Below are 17,626 nucleotides of genomic sequence, written 5' to 3' on the forward strand. Positions count from 1 at the left end.
CCTCAAGGTAGCGTGTCTACCAATTCCACCACAACCGCATTGTTAAAGCTTTCGCTTTAGCTGTTAAACATAGTGATTTATTTGAGGAGAATAAATCGTTTAACGATACTTGTAACAAGTATTAATTTGGTACGTCAGATTTCTCTTTCGTTGATGTTACTGGAACATCGTCAGCTGCAGGAGCCGTTGTTTCAACTGCTGGTGCTGCTTCTAGGTTTTCCCACTCGTCAGTCTTTTTGATCTGACCTGCGGTTAAGTTACCTAGTACAATACTTAGCACAAAGAACACACTGGCTAAGATTGTGGTTGTTTTAGTCATAAAGTTACCTGCGCCTGATGAACCAAAAACAGTTCCAGAAGCGCCAGCACCAAATGATGAACCCATATCTGCGCCTTTGCCTTGTTGAATTAAAACCATACCAACAAGCGCTAAAGCGACAACTAAATAAACTACTAATAAAATTTCGTACATCTTATACGGTCCCTTTTGCACTTTCACAGATTGCAGTAAATAAATCTGCTTTTAGACTAGCGCCACCAATCAGGCCGCCGTCTATATCTGGTTGTGCAAATAATAATTCGCTATTTTTTTCATTTACGCTGCCACCATACAGAATGGTCAGCCCTTGTGCTAAATCACTACTAATAGCAGCAATTTTATCACGGATAAATTTGTGCACATGTTGTGCTTGTTCAGGCGATGCAGTCTTACCTGTGCCAATGGCCCAAACGGGCTCGTATGCTATCACAGAATCTTTCAGTGCTGCTAGACCTAATTTATCAATTACTGCATCAATTTGTGCAGCAACCACTAATTCAGTTTGACCTTGTTCGCGTTGTTGTTCACTTTCACCAACACATAAGATAGGTGTTAAACCCACTTGTTGGGCACGAGCAAACTTAGCTGCAACGGTGTCATTGCTTTCGCCATAAATACTACGTCGTTCAGAATGGCCAACTAAGGTATATTCGCCACCTAAATCTTTAATTAATTGCGCATCAACTTCACCAGTAAATGCACCAGCTTCGTGTTCAGAAACCGTTTGTGCCCCTGTTGTTACACCGGTTGCACTTAGCATAGATAACAATGGGTAAGGTGGAAACACCACAACGTCTATCTCTGTTGATTTTACGTTGTTGATTGCGTCAGATAATTGCTGAACTAACTGTTTTGAGCCGTTCATTTTCCAATTGCCTGCGACCATTGGCTTGCGTATTGCCATTTTTCCACTCCACATTAGAAAGCGGGCGAGATAGTAACTCGACTCGCCCAAAGTTACAAGAGGTTATTGTTCTTAATCAGTTTGTTTGCTCATAGATTCAACAACTGCGGCAATTTTTTGTGCACTATCAAGCACCACTTTCTCTTCTTCGGCTTCGACCATGACACGCACAACCGGTTCAGTACCCGATTTACGTAATAACACACGGCCTTTTCCTGCTAGTTGTTTTTCAACATCAGCAACTGCAGCAATAACTTCTGGCGCTTGCGTTGGATCAGTGCCCGCTTTGTAGCGCACATTAATCATCTTCATTGGGTATTTAACAAAGCCTGCACCTAAATCTTTGAGCGTGCGGTTTTGCGCCACCATAGCAGCCAGTACTTGCAGGCTTGAAATGATGCCATCACCGGTGCTGATCAAATCCAGATTCAAGACATGGCCTGAGCTTTCGCCGCCGATTTTCCAGCCTTTTTCTTGTAGTAATTCCATCACATAACGATCGCCCACTTTACTGCGAGCAAACTCGATACCTTTGGCTTTAAGCGCGTTTTCAAGACCCATATTAGACATCACAGTGCCCACAACCCCACCACCTAACATATCATCATTGGCAGCTTGGCAGGCAATAATGTAAACAATATCATCACCATCAAATACACGGCCATTGTGATCAACCATCATCACCCGGTCGCCATCACCATCATAGGCAATGCCGACATCAGCATTATGTTCTAATACTTTGCGTTTTAATGCATCAACATGGGTAGCACCACATTCTAGGTTGATATTTACACCATTTGGCTCGCAAGCATGGCAAATTATCTCAGCGCCAAGCTCACGCATTACTGATGGCGCAATATGATAGGTTGCGCCGTTGGCACAATCTAAAACAATTTTTAAGCCTTCTAACGACAAACCTTGTGGAAACTGGCTTTTACAAAACTCAATATAACGGCCATCCGCGCTTTCTAAACGGCGGGCTTTACCGAGCTTATCAGATGCTACACAGGTCATTGGTTCATCAAGCATCGCTTCAATTTGTAGCTCTACTTCATCAGCTAACTTTAAACCTCGGCCACAAAAAAACTTAATGCCATTGTCGTGATATGGGTTATGAGATGCACTGATCACAATCCCAGCTTCGGCACGAAACGTCTGCGTTAAATACGCAACGGCTGGTGTTGGCATCGGGCCAAGTAATACCACATCAATACCTGCGGCAATCAAACCCGCTTCAAGGGATGTCTCTAACATATAACCAGAAATGCGAGTATCTTTACCAATAATGACTTTCTTAGTGCCATTTTTTGATAGTACCTTGCCTGCAGCCCAACCTAATTTAAGTGCAAATTCAGGGGTAATTGGGTATTCACCCACCATGCCACGTACACCATCGGTGCCAAAATACTTTCTTTCTTTCATTTTTTAAATTCCTTGTTCGCAAGCTTGCCATACGCCAAGCACATCTGCGGTTTCTTTTACATCATGTACACGAATAATTTTTGCGCCATTTTGCGCTGCAATTAATGCCCCTGCTAAACTGCCAGCAAGGCGCTCGTTTGTTTGTCTGTTTAATAAGGTGCCAAGCATTGACTTGCGCGAGAGTCCTGCTAAAACAGGTAAACCAAAGTGGTTAAATTCATTAAACCGCGCCAGTAATTGGTAGTTGTGACTGAGTGTTTTACCAAAGCCAAATCCGGGGTCTAGAATAAGTCGCTGACGCTGAATCCCCGCTGTTTCACAGGCATTGATCCGCTGTGCAAAAAAATCATTTATATCACTGAATAAATCATCGTAATGAGGTGAGGTTTGCATACTACGGGGTTGACCCTGCATGTGCATTAGGCACACTGCGACGTCTGGAAACTGTGCAACTGTTGTCAGTGCGTTAGGCTCCTGTAAAGCTCGCACATCATTAACAATATCGACACCAGCTAAAATAGCTTGGCGCATCACTTCACTTTTACTGGTATCAATCGAAATGATGCAATCATTTACGGCACTATCGCTGTGGGCACGAATTGCCTCGATGGCGGGGATTACTCTGGCTAATTCATCTTCAAGGCTAACATCAGGTGCGCCTGGACGTGTCGATTCACCACCAATATCGAGTATGGTAGCGCCGTCTGCTAATAAGGCTTGGGCTTTTATGACAGCGTTGTCTGTTTGATAATAACGCCCACCATCTGAGAAAGAATCAGGCGTGACATTCAGGATCCCCATTATCACTGGGGTGTTGAGGTGTAAAATGCGACCTCTAGGTAAATCAACTGTGGTCATCTATCACCTTCAATACATCCGTTGCATTGATATTAATAGTTTAATTCAAAACTACAAAAAAGCCCCGACAATCGGGGCTTTTAGTATTGCTATTTTAACTGTTATTCAGCTTTGTCATCAAGATTTGTTTCATCTTTTTCAGCTGGTTTGTCGTCTTTTTCAACCATTGGCTCTGCTTTTGTCTCAGCAGCTGCTGGTTTTTTGTCTGTTTTATCATGACGGTCATGTGCATCACGCGGTTCACGTACTGGCTGACGCGCCATTAAGTCATCAATTTGCTTTGCATCAATCGTTTCATATTTCATTAATGCATCTTTCATTGCATGCAAAATATCAATATGATCTTTTAAGATTTGCTCAGCACGTTGGTAGTTACGATCTGATAACAAACGAACTTCCGCATCAATTACTTTAGCCGTTTCATCTGACATGCTCATAGCACGGCCACCGCCGCCACCCATGTACATCTCATTTTGGTCTTCAGTGTACATTAACGGCCCTAGTTTCTCACTTAGACCCCACTGAGTTACCATTTTACGGGCAATATCTGTTGCTCGCTCGATATCGTTACTGGCACCTGTAGTGACTTTATCTTCACCGTAAATAAGTGCTTCCGCGATACGACCACCGTATAAACTTGAAATCATTGATTCCAGTAGCTCTTTAGAGTGGCTAACACGGTCTTGTTCAGGTAAGTACATAGTTACACCAAGGGCACGACCGCGTGGAATAATTGATACTTTATAAACAGGATCATGCTCAGGTACGATGCGACCAACAATCGCGTGACCGGCTTCGTGATAAGCCGTCATTTCTTTTTCTTTCTCGCTCATCACCATGGTCTTGCGCTCTGCGCCCATCATGATTTTATCTTTAGCGGCATCAAATTCAGCCATGCTCACAACACGTTTATTACCACGAGCTGCGTATAGAGCGGCTTCATTTACTAAGTTTGCTAAATCAGCTCCAGAGAAACCAGGTGTACCACGCGCAATAACCGATGCTTCAACGTTGTCACCTAATGGTACTTTACGCATGTGCACTTTAAGGATTTGCTCACGACCACGAATATCGGGTAAACCAACCACAACTTGACGGTCAAAACGACCCGGACGAAGTAGCGCGGGGTCAAGTACGTCTGGACGGTTAGTCGCGGCAATTACGATAATCCCTTCGTTACCTTCAAAGCCATCCATCTCAACAAGCATTTGGTTAAGTGTTTGCTCACGTTCATCGTGCCCACCACCCATGCCTGCGCCACGTTTACGACCTACGGCATCAATTTCATCGATAAAGATAATACACGGCGCTGCTTTTTTCGCTTGTTCGAACATATCCCGAACACGCGATGCACCTACACCGACAAACATCTCAACAAAGTCTGAACCTGAAATCGTAAAGAACGGTACTTTCGCTTCACCTGCAACAGCTTTAGCCAGCAAAGTTTTACCAGTACCTGGAGGACCTACCATCAGTACGCCCTTAGGAATACTACCACCGAGTTTTTGGAACTTAGATGGGTCACGTAAGAAATCAACCAGCTCTGTAACATCTTCTTTGGCTTCATCACAACCGGCAACATCGGCAAACGTGGTTTTAATCTGATCTTCACCCATTAAGCGTGCTTTACTTTTACCAAACGACATAGCACCTTTGCCACCGCCGCCTTGCATTTGACGCATGAAGAAAATCCATACCCCAATCAGTAATAACATTGGGAACCATGAAATTAAGATACTCGCTAAGAACGATTGTTCTTCAGGCTTCACACCTTTTACATTCACATCACTTTTTAATAAGTCATTAAGAATGTCTTTATCATAAATAGGCATGATCGTTTGAAAACGTTCGCCATTGGTTTTAGTACCAGTAATTGTGCCACTGGTGCTTTCTATTGCCACTTCTTGTAAAGCGCCACTGCGGGCATCTTTAACAAACTGACTGTAACTTGTTTGACGGTCTGTTTGATCGCCACCATTAAAGCTCTGAAATACTGACATTAGCACAACTGCAATGACCAGCCAGAGTATTAGATTTTTCGCCATATCGCTCAAGGGGTTAACCTCTTGTATCCAATTAATTTAAATTCAACTAAACGCCTGACAACTGTACTACAGTTTGTAGCCTGTCGCTACTATATATACTTCACGCGATCGTGCACGCGAGGCGTTGGGTTTACGGATTTTTACAGTTTTAAAGCTATCACGCACTGTTTTTAAGAATTCATCAAAGCCTTCACCTTGGAATACTTTAACCACAAATGCACCATTTTTCTTTAAAACCTGGCTACACATATCTAATGCTAATTCCACTAAATACATACTGCCAGCTTGATCTACTGAGCTATTACCGCTCATATTGGGTGCCATATCTGAGAGCACCACATCAACATTTTTACCATTAATGCGATTTAATAACGCATCTAAAACAGCTTCTTCTCGGAAATCTCCTTGTAAAAAATCAACGCCGGCCAGTGAATCCATCGGTAATATATCACAAGCAATAACTTGTCCTTTATCGCCTACTTTTTCTGCTAAATACTGTGACCAGCTTCCCGGTGCAGCTCCCAAATCAACCACAGTCATGGCTGGGCGTAGTAATTTATCTTTATTTTGGATCTCGTCGAGTTTAAAAATCGCACGAGAACGCCAACCTTTCTTTTGTGCCTCGTGAACATAAGGATCATCAAAATGTTCCTTCAACCATCGCTGTGAACTGGCCGAAAGTTTTTTATTCGTCATAAATTAACACGCAACTAATTAGTAATATTCTCTAGATGGCGTTAGAATACCCTTAATTCAAGCCATATTCAGCAAAATTTGTAACAACATGAAATTATCGAACAAACAAAAGCAGTTTTTAAAAGGTCAGGCACACTCTCTAAAACCAGTAGTACTACTAGGTTCTAACGGTTTAACGGAAGGTGTATTAGTTGAAATTCAAAGCGCTTTAGAAATTCACGAACTTATCAAAGTAAAGGTACCTACTGATGATCGTGAAACTAAAGCTCTGATTTTTGAAGCGATTATTCGTGAAACCGGTGCTGAGAAATTACAGTCAATCGGCCACACGCTGGTGCTTTATCGTCAAAGTGAAGAAAAGAAAATTCAATTACCACGTAATTAATTATTTCTACTGTTTGCAAAAAAACCAGCTGTTGCTGGTTTTTTTATGCCTACTACTGGACGCCAATAAATTGTAAAGAAATATATCGTGGTGCTCAAAAATTCATCTTTAAACGACTCAATTGATAGCCTTGCCCTACTTTTTGTAAGATAAAATAACGGTCAAACTCAGTTTCTGGCATTTTTTCAACGATCACTTGCGCTATTAATTCAGCTAATTTTGCTGTGGTATTACTGTGACCCACGACAACAACGACGCCACTTTGTGCGAGCACTGTTTGTTTAAACTTGGCTAAATCACCCGGTTCATAAGTTTCAATGGGCATGTCAAAATACTCAGCCAAAGGCGTTGCAGTCTCTATAGTGCGATTATAGTCAGTACTAAAGATTGCATTTGGCTGGACTTTACTAAGCAAGCTCACTAACTGCTGCGCCCGTTGCTTACCAGCATCAGAAAGTTGGGGATCTTTCCCAGTTAGCTTTTCACTATGACGAAATAAAAAAACAGTGTCTGGTGCCGCGCTCAAATTAACAGCAAATAGCAATATTAAACTCGCTAAAACATATTTCATTTGTTTTCCCCGCTATGCGCTGCGACTTGCTGTGTACGTTTATACGCCAATGCACGGTCAATAAACTCTGTGGTTAATTCATTGATAAGACCCGTTTCGGCATTAAGGATCAGGCTAAAACCAATATTTAAATGCGGTATTACCACAAGGTCACTACGGTAACCCTGCACCCAACCGCTGTGATAATAGAGCGTTTCATTATCATAATCATAGACCCGCCAACCTAAACCATAATAGGCTTCTGTTAGGTGTTTTTTCCATACTCTACGACGTAGCTCTTTTTTAGTATCTGTATAAGGCCTGGTTTGGCTGGCTAACTGATCGCTTGATAAGACGGTTGGGTAATAACCTAACTGTGCTTTTAACCAAATAGCCATATCACTGGCACTGGCATTAACACCAGCGGCAGGCAGTACCTTATAATAATTTTTTTTCAATTTTGCCGTATGCCAACGTTTTCGCCCTCGTACATGGGGATAGGCATAATTATCATCAATTACCATGGCTGCATAGCCAAGACTGGCATCATTCATACCCAGTGGTGAGAATATAAATTCATTAAGCCACCGCGCGTAATCCATTTGCGTACTGGCTTTTATCACTTCATCAATCAAGCTAAACATCACATTTTGATAACCATAACATTGCCCAGGCTGACAGATAGGCTTAACACTGAGCAACTTTTCGACTATATCTGGGTAACTCATTCTTGATTCAACCAAGTTGTCATACGCATTAGGGACTAAACCACTGGAATGACTTAGTAAGTGGAAAACTTTTAAATGATTTTTATATCCAGTCTGTGCAAAAGCAGGTATAAATTTACTTACAGGGTCATCTAAAGAAAACTTACCTTCAACAGCTAATTTTGCACTAAGAGAACCTGCAAACGTTTTTGATACTGATGCTAAGCGAAATCGAGTATGGGCATTGACTGGTAACCCTTTATGCATTTTTGTGACCCCAAAGCCTTGCACATAGCTATCATCTGGGCCATTCACTATCGACAATGCAGCCCCTGGAATACCTTTGCTTTTTAATTTATGTTCAAGGTGTTGGTTATAATCACTGATAAGTTCTTGCCATTGCTGGTCACGAGCATAAACGTGCGTTTGAAATAACACTAAAGAGGTGAGTAAAAAAAAAGCATATATAAACGGTACTAGGGTCTTCATTATTTTATTATTTTAATCTAAATTAAGACGTTTGTGGCTTCATAATACCATGAAGTTTTACTAAGACTAACGTACAATATCGTGATTATTGAGTTTTTAAAGGATTTTACAGTGTTTATTCGTTATTTATCAGTTGTGCTTTTCAGTTTTATTACAACAGCCTGTGTCACTGCACCGCCACCTGCTGCGCCTTTAGAAATGCCACTTAAGCCACAATTAAGAAGTCAAAGCTATCAAGTTTCCTATGAAACTGAGCACGCGTCGCCTAAAGTAAAATCAGTGCAGTTACCAGCGCATAAAATTACTCGAAACCAAACGGTGCAAGTTGTTGCAGACAAAGCAAGTGTCACTGACACCTTGTTTAAACAAATTACCGATGCATTAACAACCATGAATTTACGTGTAATTGAGCAAGGCGACAGTGATTACACACTTGCTATTCATCAACTAGAACTTAACTTTATTGAAGATACTAAATATCAAATTCAGCCGCCGGTTAAACCGTATGCCTTATTCGATGATATTGCCCAGCTATATCCAATTCAACAGTGCGCGACAATTAATGCCCAAGTGAGCATGCGGCTGATCCATCGTGCATCAGGTGATGTGGTATGGTTTGGTAAATCATCAATTGATAGCGCAAGTTTCCATCGTGAGCCACTTACCTATAGCTTTAGTGAAGAACAAGTTATTAGTAATGAGTTAGAGGTAGCTACCTTTATCCATCAACAAAATACCGACCAAGCACGTCTTGCTAGGGCGACTCAAGAGGTCAGCATTCCTAGCTATAAAACCATTTCAAAAATGACCAGCTTAACAAAACTGCAAGGTCCCTGTAATCGTACTGAAGTAAGCGCCCTAACGCCGATGATGCACTATTATTTAAGCAGTATTTTGATCGATAAAATTAAAGTACATTGAGCCAATGTTCAGATAATGAAGACTGGCTACAATTTTTTACAGTTCAAGGGCACTCTTTGACAATATAATACATTTAATAACTGCTTAATTTATTTGGATCATGGATGCAACGTAACCAACACACCCTACAGAAACTACTGTTATTATTGATCTGTGTCGGTTTATGGAGCAACCCTAGCAATGCCAGTAATCGCTATTATGCCGATAATACCTTAGAGCCGACCGCTGGCTTTGCATGGGATTGGAGTGCTGGTGCGGGTTATTATATAGAAGATTCTTATTTAGTTGGCATGGACTCTTACAGTGACGGTCTAGAGCTTGATATTAACCTTGCTGTTTCGTACCAACGTTTTTATTTAGATATTGACCACAGCCAGCTTAGTGGTGGGGTTATTATCGGTTATAGCATCATCAATAAGTATGATTGGGATCTGGATATTCTTGGTACTAATATCCAAGCTGGATTTGATGAAACCGGACTCGACTTTTATAACAGTGGTACTGTTGCTGAACTCGAAGGAATACGTAGTCGCAAGTATGACTTTGATACCGGGCTGCGACTTACCCGCCGTTTTGAAAACTCACAAATTTCTTTCGAATATTTACATGATATTTCCAGTGCCCACAACGGTTGGGTCATCAATAGCTTTTTTAGTCATATCTTACCTTGGCAAAACTGGGAGTTTCGTACCGGTGTTGGTATCAGTGCGTACTCTGCTGACTTTACCAACTATTACTTTGGCATTACCGCAGATGAAGCAACAGCTCAACGGCCAGTTTATCAAGCAGATAGCGCAGTCAGTGTTATTTTTGAATTCCATGCCGAGTACCCATTAAATCAACATTGGGTCTTTCTTGGTGGCTTGCTGTCAACTTGGTTTTCAGATGAAATCACTAACAGCCCTATCGTATCACAAGGCTATCAGCACAAAGCCATGATAGGCGTGCGCTATGTATTTTAAAGCTTCAGCCATCGTCTGTTTGCTATTAAGCGCTAAGCCCTTATTAGCCAGTGACGAACGCTCCCAAGATTCTGCTTTAATTGCTTTGCCCGACACCTGTGTGGCACTGCGTGAAGGGCGTAACTGCTATGCTGATATAGAACTAAACTGGCAACAAGACAGCATAGGGAATTACTGCCTACGCGACGCCACCTCTAAACATATAATGCAATGTTGGCTCAGACAAAAAAGTGGCCAGCTCAATTATGCTTTCGATTCTGTTGAAAGTATTTCATTTGAATTGATTAACAGCGACACCGGTAAAACCATTGCTGCAACACAAGTACAGTTGCAATGGGTTTATCAAAACCGCCAAAAGAAACGCCGCTGGCGCCTTTTTTAAAACGAGAATAGTATGAATAATTACGGCACAATATTACTTGTTGAAGATGACGGCTCATTAGCCCAATGGGTGGCAGAGTATTTGACCGAGCAAGGCTACACTACACATATTTGTGAACGTGGTGATCAGGTCGTAAGTCATGTTAAAGAGCTTAAGCCGGACTTAATTTTACTCGATATTATGTTACCCGGCCAAGACGGTATTAGTGTTTGCCGTGAACTGCGCCAGTTTTACCAAAGCCCTATTATTATGCTGACCGCCAGAGACGAAGAAATGGATGAAGTCATAGGCCTTGAAGTCGGTGCCAGTGACTACATCATGAAACCCGTACGACCGCGTGCCTTGCTAGCTCGCATAAAAGCAGCGCTGCGCGCAACAAGCGACAACGCTGAGCCAAAAGCGGATGAGACGATTGTGCAAGTTGGCTGTTTAAAAATCGACACCCAATCTCGCAATGTCTTTATTAATGACATTGAGCAAGGTGTTTCTAGCGCCGAATATTTATTACTGCATTACTTGGCCTGTAATGCAGGTCAAGTGGTTTCCCGTGATGCCGTATTTAAAGCCACCAAAGGCCGAGAATACGATGGACTTGATCGTAGTGTGGATGTGCTTATTTCTGCACTGCGCAAAAAATTTAATGATGATCCGCAACACCCTGAAAAAATTAAAACAATTTGGGGACGAGGCTACTTACTGGTCGCAAGCGCATGGTAACAACCATTAACAAAGCTTGGTTCATCATACTATGAAAAAGTTTTATTTATCTTTATTAACCAGCGCCCTACTGTCGATCGTGGTTTTAGGCTGGTTAATTGATGCATTCAGCCAACAAACCCATACCAGCCAAGATGAATTTGCATTGCAAAGCAAGTTGTTAATGGGCTTTAGTCAACAAATTGCTGCGCAAGCCGTACAACAAAGAGCAGACTACACGGCCTTGCTGGCAGAGCAATTTTCATTAGGACTTAGTTATCGCGCTACACAATCGTTAGCACTACCGCCTTCGTTGCTGGAGCAGATCAACGCCAAAGGCGGATTGATTTTAGAAGATCAACAAGGGTTTTATCTCCTTTACAGTAATGATGCACTCGCCCCTTTCCACCTTAAACTACGCTTAGAGAAGCCCCATGAGCAAGACCAACAAAATGATATGCTGCTTACCTTATTATTTTATGCAGGCTTATGTGTGTTTATGGGGTTTATTATCGCGCCATTAGCGAAACGATTAGGTGTAGTCAACGAAGCCGCTAAAAAGTTTGCCAACGGCGATCTGCACGCCCGCATTCGGGTATCACATTTCACCTATATAAAAGATGTTGAACTGACGTTTAACCGCATGGCGAGTCAGATTGAAAAATTACTCGATGAAAATAAGCTGATGGCGACAAGTTTATCCCATGATATACGCACGCCTATTGCCTGCTTGCGGTTTGGCCTTGATGCTGCGCTGGACAGTGCAAACGAAGAAAAGCTAAAACATTACCTTAATCGCATGGAAGCTGACTTAGACCAAATGGAGTCAATGCTGAAAAGCTATTTAGCATTCGCCACTTTAGAACAAAAAGCCAACCAGCTGACCTATTCACATACCGAGTCCAATAGTTACTTAAGCACCATAGTACAGCAGCTTGAACCCAAACTGCTGCAGCAACAACTTGATTTGCAGGTTATCTGCGATAACAGCCGGATCCATGCAGATTTACATTGGCTCGCCCGCGCAATTACAAATTTATTGTCCAATGCCTGTGACTTCGCAAAACAAAAAATCATTTTAACTGCATACAGTACCGAGCAAACGCTCATTATAACCGTTGAAGATGATGGCCCTGGTATTGCAGAAAAAAATTGGCACAAAGTGTTTAGCCCGTTTTTTCAAGAGCAAACCCATCGTAATCGGGCTGATAAAAGTTATGGTTTGGGGCTGGCTATTGTTGCTAAGGTGGTAGATTGGCATCATGGCGAAGTAACGGTGGATCGCAGTAAAAAACTCGCAGGAGCATGTTTTACGCTGAAAATACATAACGCACAGCAATTGTAACTTTAATGTTACAGTTTACAGTGGCTAATTTTGAATATATAGCTATAAAACAAATGGATAGCATATTTTTATGAATACCACTGAATAGCTACCACTGTTTACATATCGTAATTGCTTGCTTTACCCTGAAAATCTACTCAATAAGAGCTTTTTATTTTTTAACAATTACAGTAGATTGTCAGCGCCGTCACAAAATAGAGAAGAATTAATAATTATGAGCGCAGTCAGAGGGGAGTTTAGCTCCCGTTTTGGATTCATTATGGCCGCAGCAGGTTCTGCTGTAGGACTTGGTAATATTTGGGGCTTCCCAACACAAACCGCTAGTAATGGGGGCGCCGCTTTTTTAATTGCGTACCTTGTTTTAGCATTTTGTTTAGCGTATCCGGCATTGATGGCAGAACTTACAATTGGTCGCCACGGTCAAGCGAATGCGGTTAGTTCATTACGCAAAATTTCGAATACTCCACTTCAAAAGCGCTTTGCATTTGTGGTCGGTTTTGGCGGCATTATTTGTGCGGGTCTTATTCTCAGTTTTTATGCCATAGTGGCCGGTTGGATGATCAGTGCTACCGTTGAGCCTATCGCCACTTTAGCTGGTAGCGATACGGCCTCAACATGGTTAAGTGAACAGTCACTATCAAGAAATATGATATTTACAGCGGGCTTCATTATTCTTACTGTAGCAATTATTAGTCGCGGCGTTGAACACGGCATCGAAAAATGGTCGAAACGTTTAATGCCGGCACTGCTGTCTATTTTATTTGCACTGATTGTCTATGTAATGATGCAAGAAGGTGCGATGACGGGCCTAAAAGCTTACCTAGTACCTGATTTCAAATCGATTTTAGATCCTGAATTACTGGTCAGTGCCCTTGGCCAAGCCTTTTTCTCATTATCGCTAGGCACCAGTGTAATGATTATCTACGGCTCCTATATTAGTAAAAAAGAAAACCTAGTGTCCCTTGGTGCCTATGTCACCCTTATTGATGTGTTTATCGCCTTTGTTGCAGGGTTACTTATTATCCCTGCAATGTATGTTGCGCAGGCGCAAGGGGTGGAAATATTCTCCGCCACGGGAGAATTACTTTCTGAAGACACCTTAGTGTTTCAAGTATTACCGGCGCTTTTTGATGGTATGGGCACCATAGGTTTATTTGTTGGCTTTGCCTTTTTTGCATTGATGAGTATCGCCGCATTGACATCGTCTATTTCAATGCTGGAAGCGCCAGTATCTTATGCGGTAGAGCGTTTTACTATGAGTCGTGTTGCAGCGACTTGGTTGATTGGTGTGGTCATTGCGTTAGTCAGCTTTACTATACTATTGAATTTTGGGAGCTTGTTTGGTTTGGTTATTGCGCTAACCACTAAATTTGGTCAGCCAATTCTGGGCTTAATGTGCTGCTTATTTGTTGGCTGGATCTGGTATCGCAATTCGCTACTTAACGAAATTAAGCAAGGCTGCCCAGAGGTTGCCACCAGCCTATTTTGGAAAATATGGCCATGGTACATTAAGTTTATTTGCCCAATAGCCATTGGTTTAGTGTTTGTAAGCTCGATAGTAGGCTAAGTTAGCTCACCCAATAAAAAACCGCTCTTTATACTGAGCGGTTTTTTAAAATCATATCTTGGTGTGCAATGCCATCCTCTAAATATGGCTCGCCGGTACATTGAAAGCCCAGTGACTGATAAAAGCCGAGTAAATAAGTTTGTGCCCCGATATATATATCCTTGTTCGGCCAGTGCGTAAAGCAACACTGGATCGCCTCTTTCACTAACTGCGCAGCTAACCCCTTACCTCTTTGTGATTGTTCAACCAGCACGCGGCCAATCGCACTGTACTGCTCATTTTTCTCATAACAACGTGCGTATGCAGCTAATTGTTCAGCCTCGAGCCAATAGAGATGCTGAGTTGTTGCACTGCAATCGATATCGTCTAATTCAGGGTATGGGCATTGCTGCTCAACCACAAACACATCTACCCGAGTGCGCATAATAGCAAACAGCTCACGTGTACTAAGCTCTGAAAATACCTTACTTACTAATTGCATAAAGACTCCTAACATAAAAAAGCCCAGTCGATGCTGGGCTATTTCTCACGCTTCGCTAACGAACCTTATTAATCGCTAGGCAAATAAACGTTCTAACTGATCACATAAATGCGATAAGTTTACGTGATCATGTTCAATGGTTAAATCGACATAACCATCGCCACGCAAACCACGGTCAAGCTCAATTAAAACATGGGTTTTATGAGCTTCTGGCACAAATGACAGTTCAATTTCTTGGATGCCAAATAAGCTACGACTAGTTGGCTTATATTCAAGCTCTTGATAACAACCAGAGAGCGAATTAAATGTACTGGCGCGTAAAAAGCCTTTTTCAACATCCGCTTTCACTAAACTAAAACCGAGTCTATCCATTGCTTGCATAAATGTAGTTACGGCATCATTTGGATAAATATGTAGTTGGTCTTTATCTTTAGGGTCGAGCGCCAAATCGATATCAAGCCCAGTTTCAAGCCAGACATGTGACTGGTTATAACCGGCATTGATTTCGGTGATCGGGGTTTCAGAATGTAAGCGTGCTTCAAATGGAATGTGCTTTTGCTGACCCGGCTCAATAGTGCCTATATCAGTTATGCGCCACTTATCGATAATATGATTAGTAAAATAAGCGCCGTTTTCACCTTCAACTTTCACTCGCGTCATTAATGCTAAATCAAGGCCTACAATTTCTTGGCTTACATCGCCTGCGGTGATCACAATTTGGGCATTAAATAGTTGCCCTGGTTGCAAGTGCTCAGTTTCAAGCACGGTATCCACTGTTGCTGCACCAATACCGACTGATGCAAGTATTTTTTTAAACATCTATTTCTCCTTAAGCCTAACTCACTTAAATCTGAATCACGCTTAAATTCCTTTGTTACTGCATCTTAACCATATTTAAAAGCTGCTGTCAGTGAAAAAATAGCTATTTATTGACTTTTTACAGTAATAACCCGTTAAACGGACGTTTTTCATACATACGCTTCTCTAGATGCACAATTTATAGCTACAATATGTACGAATGATTTTCAAAAATGCTGATATTTCGCTACACTGACTACCCAAATGAAGTGATATTAAGAATTATGGAACTATTATATTTTGCTGTCGCATTTGTGTGTGGCTTTGCCGTTTATCAACTTAAGCTTCCCCCACTTATCGGTTTTTTGATCGCAGGCTTTGTGCTCAATTTAGCTGGCTTTAAAACCACCGAATTACTTAATACGATAGCTAATTTAGGGATCACATTACTGCTCTTTAGTATTGGTTTAAAGCTAAAAGTAAGCCACCTAATTAAGCCACAGGTCTGGGCTCCAGCCTCTTTACATATTATTATCAGTAGCGCTATTTTTTGCAGTTTAATGCTGTTACTCGGTGCACTTGCGTTACCGCTATTTGCTGATCTTAGTTGGCAAAGTGCATTACTTGTTGGTTTTGCTTTTAGCTTTTCCAGTACTGTTTTTGCCGTTAAAGTACTTGAAGAGCGCGGAGAAATGGCCAGCCTTCACGGTAAAATTGCCATTGGTATTTTGGTTATGCAAGATATCTTCGCGGTCATTTTTCTCGCTATCAGCACAGGTAAAGCTCCCAATGGTTGGGCTTTTGCACTCCTCGTTGCCTTACCTTTATTACGACCTTTGATGTTTTGGGTGTTGAACCGCTCTAAACACGGTGAGTTACTGCCGCTGTTTGGCTTTTTCTTTGCGTTAGTAGTTGGTTACCACGCGTTTGAATTTGCCGGCTTAAAAGGCGATTTAGGCGCATTGATCATAGGGATGATTTTTGCACCTCACAAAAAAGCCAGTGAACTTGCCAAATCACTACTAAACCTAAAGGAGATCCTGTTAGTCGGGTTTTTCTTAACAATTGGTTTAGGCGCTGAGCTTACTGTTAATTCACTGATGATAGCGACCATTATTGTGTTGGTACTGCCTGTTAAAGTAGCCTTATATTATGTATTAACGAATGCCTTTAAATTACGCGCGCGTACATCTTTATTAGCTTCATTTACCCTTGCTAATTACAGTGAGTTTGGTCTGATCGTATGTATGGTAGCAGCCAGTAGCGGATTAATTACTGCTGAGTGGCTTGCAGTAATGGCGATTGCGGTTTCTATTACCTTTATTGTCGCTTCCCCACTGAATAAACGTTCAAACGAAATTTATGTAAAGATCGAAGCTTGGTTGCTACGCTTTGAAAGCCCAACCCGTTTAGCAGAAGAACTGCCCGTGAATTTAAATGATACCAAAATAGTTATTTTTGGTATGGGCCGCATTGGCACAGGTGCGTACGAAACAATCAATATTACTCACCCAGGCGTTGTTGCAGGTGTAGACATCAAACCCGAAGTCGTCGAAAAGCATGTTACTCGAGGCCGCAAGGCACTCTTAGCCGATGCTACCGATCCAGACTTTTGGCAACGGGTAAACCATTCTCATGTAGAAATGATCATGCTGGCAATGCCAAAACATATGCAAAACATTTTTGCTTTAGAGCAATTAAGAGCGTCGGGTTATCAGGGTCAAGTAACGGCGATTGCGAACTACCCGGATCAGCAAAAAGAATTAGAAGATATGGGCGTAGATTCTACCTATAACTTCTATTTAGAGGCCGGTAGTGGCTTTGCTGAACATGTAAAACAAAAATTATTTCCTTAATATAAATATCGTTCTCAGTACTGTGTAAGGTACTGAGAACTATTTTCATTTAATTTTCATAACCTTACATCTAGACGTCTAAAACACCCCTACAACAGTCCCGAAATAAGAGTCAAGCGCATTTACAAAGCTTTACATCCGAATTGGCATTTAGCCATGAAAAAAGAGTACACTGCGTTTGTTGGTTAATCCGTAAGTATCTCTTTTTAGCACAGAAATAGTTTTTCCTGCTTTTACATACGT

Annotated in this window: 18 protein-coding genes; 8 read left to right on the top strand and 10 right to left on the bottom strand. The window is 41.7% G+C overall.

Going from position 1 to position 17,626, the window contains the following annotated elements; genetic code table 11:
- Window positions 1-121: 121 nt before the first annotated feature.
- The 6 genes from secG to rlmE all read right to left on the bottom strand — a co-directional run bounded on the left by secG (window position 122) and on the right by rlmE (window position 6,244).
- Window positions 122-472, bottom strand: a complete 351-nt coding sequence (gene secG, locus ENH88_RS02845; protein ID WP_304179223.1) for a preprotein translocase subunit SecG — start codon at window positions 470-472, stop codon at window positions 122-124.
- 1 nt (window position 473) lies between these two features.
- A complete protein-coding gene (gene tpiA, locus ENH88_RS02850) occupies window positions 474-1,223 on the bottom strand; it encodes a triose-phosphate isomerase (protein ID WP_304179225.1) in 750 nt (249 codons plus the stop codon).
- A 72-nt stretch (window positions 1,224-1,295) separates the two neighbouring features.
- On the bottom strand, window positions 1,296-2,645 hold the full coding sequence (gene glmM / locus ENH88_RS02855) for a phosphoglucosamine mutase (RefSeq protein WP_304179227.1): 1,350 nt from the start codon (window positions 2,643-2,645) through the stop codon (window positions 1,296-1,298).
- 3 nt (window positions 2,646-2,648) lie between these two features.
- Window positions 2,649-3,503: a dihydropteroate synthase gene (gene folP / locus ENH88_RS02860; RefSeq protein ID WP_304179228.1), complete on the bottom strand. Its 855-nt coding sequence runs from the start codon at window positions 3,501-3,503 to the stop codon at window positions 2,649-2,651.
- A 101-nt stretch (window positions 3,504-3,604) separates the two neighbouring features.
- Window positions 3,605-5,557, bottom strand: coding sequence for an ATP-dependent zinc metalloprotease FtsH (ftsH, locus tag ENH88_RS02865; protein WP_304179230.1), 1,953 nt, complete (start codon window positions 5,555-5,557; stop codon window positions 3,605-3,607).
- A gap of 57 nt (window positions 5,558-5,614) precedes the next feature.
- Window positions 5,615-6,244, bottom strand: a complete 630-nt coding sequence (gene rlmE, locus ENH88_RS02870) for a 23S rRNA (uridine(2552)-2'-O)-methyltransferase RlmE (protein WP_304179232.1) — start codon at window positions 6,242-6,244, stop codon at window positions 5,615-5,617.
- Window positions 6,245-6,332: 88 nt separating this feature from the next.
- Between rlmE and yhbY the strand changes: the two genes are divergently transcribed.
- On the top strand, window positions 6,333-6,629 hold the full coding sequence (yhbY, locus tag ENH88_RS02875; RefSeq protein ID WP_016707974.1) for a ribosome assembly RNA-binding protein YhbY: 297 nt from the start codon (window positions 6,333-6,335) through the stop codon (window positions 6,627-6,629).
- 94 nt (window positions 6,630-6,723) lie between these two features.
- Here yhbY and ENH88_RS02880 read toward each other — a convergent pair whose 3' ends face one another.
- Together ENH88_RS02880 and ENH88_RS02885 are read right to left on the bottom strand one after the other, a co-directional pair.
- Window positions 6,724-7,200 carry a histidine phosphatase family protein gene (locus tag ENH88_RS02880; RefSeq protein ID WP_304179236.1) on the bottom strand — a complete coding sequence of 159 codons (477 nt, stop codon included), beginning with the start codon at window positions 7,198-7,200 and terminating at the stop codon, window positions 6,724-6,726.
- A complete protein-coding gene (locus ENH88_RS02885; RefSeq protein ID WP_304179238.1) occupies window positions 7,197-8,375 on the bottom strand; it encodes a serine hydrolase domain-containing protein in 1,179 nt (392 codons plus the stop codon). Before ENH88_RS02885 ends, ENH88_RS02880 begins: the two co-directional genes overlap by 4 nt.
- A 117-nt stretch (window positions 8,376-8,492) precedes the next feature.
- Between ENH88_RS02885 and ENH88_RS02890 the strand changes: the two genes are divergently transcribed.
- The 6 genes from ENH88_RS02890 to ENH88_RS02915 all read left to right on the top strand — a co-directional run bounded on the left by ENH88_RS02890 (window position 8,493) and on the right by ENH88_RS02915 (window position 14,248).
- Window positions 8,493-9,296 (top strand): hypothetical protein, encoded by an 804-nt coding sequence (locus tag ENH88_RS02890; protein WP_414704780.1) that lies wholly within the window; start codon window positions 8,493-8,495, stop codon window positions 9,294-9,296.
- 104 nt (window positions 9,297-9,400) lie between these two features.
- Window positions 9,401-10,258, top strand: a complete 858-nt coding sequence (locus tag ENH88_RS02895; RefSeq protein WP_304179239.1) for a MipA/OmpV family protein — start codon at window positions 9,401-9,403, stop codon at window positions 10,256-10,258.
- Window positions 10,248-10,640, top strand: a complete 393-nt coding sequence (locus ENH88_RS02900) for a DUF3019 domain-containing protein (RefSeq protein ID WP_304179241.1) — start codon at window positions 10,248-10,250, stop codon at window positions 10,638-10,640. Before ENH88_RS02895 ends, ENH88_RS02900 begins: the two co-directional genes overlap by 11 nt.
- A gap of 12 nt (window positions 10,641-10,652) precedes the next feature.
- Window positions 10,653-11,357 (top strand): response regulator transcription factor, encoded by a 705-nt coding sequence (locus tag ENH88_RS02905; RefSeq protein ID WP_304179244.1) that lies wholly within the window; start codon window positions 10,653-10,655, stop codon window positions 11,355-11,357.
- Window positions 11,358-11,388: 31 nt separating this feature from the next.
- Window positions 11,389-12,681 carry a sensor histidine kinase gene (locus ENH88_RS02910; protein WP_304179246.1) on the top strand — a complete coding sequence of 431 codons (1,293 nt, stop codon included), beginning with the start codon at window positions 11,389-11,391 and terminating at the stop codon, window positions 12,679-12,681.
- Between the two features lie 214 nt (window positions 12,682-12,895).
- Complete coding sequence (locus ENH88_RS02915; RefSeq protein ID WP_304179250.1) at window positions 12,896-14,248, top strand: sodium-dependent transporter; 1,353 nt, start codon at window positions 12,896-12,898, stop codon at window positions 14,246-14,248.
- A 28-nt stretch (window positions 14,249-14,276) separates the two neighbouring features.
- Here ENH88_RS02915 and ENH88_RS02920 read toward each other — a convergent pair whose 3' ends face one another.
- Window positions 14,277-14,729: a GNAT family N-acetyltransferase gene (locus ENH88_RS02920; protein WP_304179252.1), complete on the bottom strand. Its 453-nt coding sequence runs from the start codon at window positions 14,727-14,729 to the stop codon at window positions 14,277-14,279.
- A gap of 75 nt (window positions 14,730-14,804) precedes the next feature.
- Window positions 14,805-15,548: a sporulation protein gene (locus ENH88_RS02925; protein WP_304179254.1), complete on the bottom strand. Its 744-nt coding sequence runs from the start codon at window positions 15,546-15,548 to the stop codon at window positions 14,805-14,807.
- A 263-nt stretch (window positions 15,549-15,811) separates the two neighbouring features.
- Between ENH88_RS02925 and ENH88_RS02930 the strand changes: the two genes are divergently transcribed.
- Window positions 15,812-17,383, top strand: coding sequence for a cation:proton antiporter family protein (locus ENH88_RS02930; RefSeq protein WP_304179430.1), 1,572 nt, complete (start codon window positions 15,812-15,814; stop codon window positions 17,381-17,383).
- Window positions 17,384-17,626: the final 243 nt, after the last annotated feature.

This window comes from Pseudoalteromonas prydzensis, assembly GCF_011050055.1.
In the GTDB taxonomy this organism is placed as follows: domain Bacteria; phylum Pseudomonadota; class Gammaproteobacteria; order Enterobacterales; family Alteromonadaceae; genus Pseudoalteromonas; species Pseudoalteromonas prydzensis_A.